The organism is Myxococcus sp. AB025B, assembly GCF_006518215.1.
Lineage (GTDB): Bacteria > Myxococcota > Myxococcia > Myxococcales > Myxococcaceae > Myxococcus > Myxococcus fulvus.
Genome location: NZ_SRLW01000548.1, coordinates 1 through 2,935 on the forward strand (window position 1 = coordinate 1; position 2,935 = coordinate 2,935).

Consider the following 2,935-nt stretch of genomic DNA (forward strand, 5'->3'; position numbering starts at 1 on the left):
GTGCAGGTCCGTGGCCTGGAGAGCTGGAGCCTGAAGCGTGGGCAGGTGCTGGCCAGGCCCGGCAGCATCCGCGCGCACCACCGGTTCATCGCGCGGGTCTACCTGCTGCCCCGGGCCGATGGGGGGCGACACGGCGTGCTGCTCGACGATGACCGCCTGCGGTTCTGCCTCCATGGGACGGACATGATGGGGGCGGTGAAGCTGCTGGAGGGGGAGCGGCTGGGGAAGCCGGGCGACAGCCTCCTGCTGCTGGTGGAGCTCACCGACCCCGTCGCGCTGGAGGAGACGCTGCGCTTCGAGGTGCGCGACGGCGGCCGCACCGTGGGCGTCGGCATCGTGACGAAGGTCTGCTGAGCCGCCCCCTCGCGGTCATCTCCAGGTACCGGGTTGCTGGCTTCCTTGTCGAGGCCGGGAGGAGAGGTGCGTCGTGTCCTTCGTTCCGGTCGCCCTGATGCGCTCCAAGGCTGCTTTGCTCTCCTCCGAGACGATGATGGCGATGGGCCATCCCCCTGTCCGGAACACCTTCCCCCCGTCCACCTCCGGCTCCCGGACGATTGTCGTGAAAATTAGGTCGAGCGACCTATATCGTCCTCCCGTGAGGCACGGACGGTCCGTGTCCGTGCACGGGAGTCGTCATGGAGTCCGAGGGAAGCGTCGTCCTGGTGGGTGGTTATGGCGTGGTGGGAGTCCGGCTCGCCCGGCTCCTGCGGGAGCGGCACCCGAAGCTGCCGCTGGTCATCGCCGGACGCCGGCAGGAGCAGGCCGCCGCGCTCGCCTCCCAGCTCGGGCTGGCCCAGGGCGTGGCGATGGACATCCGCGCCAGGGACCCGCTGGCCGTGCTCAAGGGCAGGCCCGCCGCCGTCGTCACCCTGGTGAACGACCCCGAGGACCACCTCCTCGTCTGGGCCGCGCGCGCCGGGGTGCCGCTGTTGGACATCACCCGATGGACCTCGCGCGTGCGCTCCGCGATGTTGCGCCTGTCGGGCACGCCCCCTCGCGCGCCCGTGCTGCTGGGCTCCTCGTGGATGGCGGGGCTGGTGCCTCGCCTGGTCGCCGTGGCCGCCGCGCGCGTGGGGGCGCTGGCCCAGGTGGACGTGGGCATCCGCTTCGCGCTCGCCGACGTGGCGGGACCGGACTCCCTCGAGTACATGGACCGGCTGGCCCTGTCCTTCGAGGTGAAGGAGGACGGCCAGGAGCGCCACGTGCTGCCGCTGACGGATGGACGGAAGGTGACCTTCTCCGACGGGAAGAGCACGCGGGTGTTCCGCCTGGACACCCCCGAGCAGGCCACGCTGCCCGCGGTGCTGGGCGCGCGCGGCGTGGCGACGCGGATGGGCTTCGACGCGGACTCCGCCACCTGGGCCCTGGTGGTCCTCCAGCGGCTCGGCGTGCTCAAGCTGCTTCAGCATCCCCGCCTGACGCGCCTGCGCCGCGCGCTGCTCGCCACCAGCAACAAGGGCGGTGACGCGGCCTGGGTCGCGGACGTGGTGGGCGAACACGGCCGCGTCCGGGTCGAGGTGGTCGACCCCAAGGGCCAGGCCCACCTGACGGCCGTGGGCGCGCTGCTCGGCGTGGAGCGGCTGCTCGGCGTCGACGGCGCGCCGCCGCACGCCCCCGGCGTGTGGTTCCCCGAGCACGAGCCCCGCGCCGAGCACGCCCTCGCGGCGCTGCGCGCGTGCGGCGTCCAGGTGCGCCTCGACGAGTCGCTCGTCGGCGCCGCCCCCGTCCCGTCGAAGGTGGCCGCGTGAGCCCCCGCCGCGCGAGCAAGCCGCCCGGCACGCTCCCCTCCGCGAAGCCCCGCCAGGGCACCGCCGTCCACGCGAAGGGCCACGAGCGCGTGGAGCGCATCCTCGACGCGGCCATGGACGTCCTCGTGGAGGAGGGCTCCGCGGGCCTCGCCCTGCGCGGCGTGGCCCAGCGCGCGGGGCTGAGCCTGGGCAACCTCCAGTACTACTTCCCCACCAGGCAGGACGTGGTGCGCGCGCTGCTGTCGCGCTACCTGGAGGCCGCCATCCGCCACGTCCGCGAGCGCATGGACGGCGCGGGCACGCACCCCGACCAGCGGCTGCGACACGCGCTGGACGCCATCCTGGAGGACCAGGAGTCCCCCCGGCACTTCCAGCTCTTCGCCGAGCTGTGGGCCCTGGCCGCGAGGGACACCATGGTGGCCGAGGCGCTCGGGGTCTTCTACGCGGGCTATCGCGAGGGGCTCGTCGAGCTGCTCACGCCGCTGACCCCCGGGCTCACGCCCGCGCGCCGTGAGCGGCGAGCCGCCCTGTTGATGGCCTTCTTCGAGGGCCTGTCCCTCTTCCGCGGCGGCGGCAGCCTGCGCTCCGTGGCGGTGCCAGGACTGGAGCAGGAGCTGCGCGCCCTCTGGGCCGACTGGACGACCCCGCCCGAATGACGGCGCGCCTTCAGTCCTCGGCGACGAGCACCGACTTGAGGCGCTCGAGCGCCTCCGGGGTGACGTCCATGAACGCGAGCCCGACCTCGTAGACGGCCGCCGCGTCCTTGGGCAGCTTGCGCAGCCACGCGACGCGCGCGCGACACTCCAGCGTCGTGCCGTCCCCCAGGAATAGGTCCACCTCCAGGTTGCTGCCCTCGGTGTACGCGTCGTCGGAGTAGATGCGCACGCCGCCGAGGCTCGCATCCAGCACCCGCTGCTTGTCCCCGAACTTCAGTCGCGCCGGGCGCGCATAGAGCGGCGCCTGGAGGCGAGGGAACGAACGGCGGTCATCCGCCAGGCTGCTCTTCTGACTTGCTGGGTTCATCATCGGCGCTCCACCCGGCAGGATCCGGCGGGTCTCACGGGCCTGTCACGAGCATAGGGGATTCAGACGCGCCGTGCAGGTGGGTCACTGGAACAACCCCGCCACCACCGCGAGCAGCCCGCCCACGGCCGCGGAGACGACCTCGCCCCCCTCCACCGCGGCTT

At 73.0% G+C, this 2,935-nt stretch carries 3 protein-coding genes and 1 pseudogene; 3 read left to right on the forward strand and 1 reads right to left on the reverse strand.

Features of this window, described 5'->3' with window-relative positions:
• From tuf to FL311_RS42405, 3 genes and pseudogenes are all read left to right on the forward strand, one after another.
• Positions 1-354: pseudogene (tuf, locus tag FL311_RS42395) on the forward strand (elongation factor Tu); the annotation flags it as partial.
• 281 nt (positions 355-635) lie between these two features.
• Positions 636-1,748: a saccharopine dehydrogenase gene (locus FL311_RS42400; RefSeq protein WP_141333285.1), complete on the forward strand. Its 1,113-nt coding sequence runs from the start codon at positions 636-638 to the stop codon at positions 1,746-1,748.
• Positions 1,745-2,404: a TetR/AcrR family transcriptional regulator gene (locus FL311_RS42405; RefSeq protein WP_141333286.1), complete on the forward strand. Its 660-nt coding sequence runs from the start codon at positions 1,745-1,747 to the stop codon at positions 2,402-2,404. The genes FL311_RS42400 and FL311_RS42405 overlap by 4 nt, the downstream gene beginning before the upstream one ends.
• Before the next feature lie 10 nt (positions 2,405-2,414).
• Here FL311_RS42405 and FL311_RS42410 read toward each other — a convergent pair whose 3' ends face one another.
• Positions 2,415-2,774 (reverse strand): PilZ domain-containing protein, encoded by a 360-nt coding sequence (locus tag FL311_RS42410; protein WP_046710982.1) that lies wholly within the window; start codon positions 2,772-2,774, stop codon positions 2,415-2,417.
• Positions 2,775-2,935: the final 161 nt, after the last annotated feature.

Bases quoted from the DNA above. Each gene is read 5' to 3' on its own strand.
- FL311_RS42400 (WP_141333285.1), top strand. From the start codon at position 636: ATGGAGTCCGAGGGAAGCGTCGTCCTGGTGGGTGGTTATGGCGTGGTG.
- FL311_RS42410 (WP_046710982.1), bottom strand. From the start codon at position 2,774: ATGATGAACCCAGCAAGTCAGAAGAGCAGCCTGGCGGATGACCGCCGT.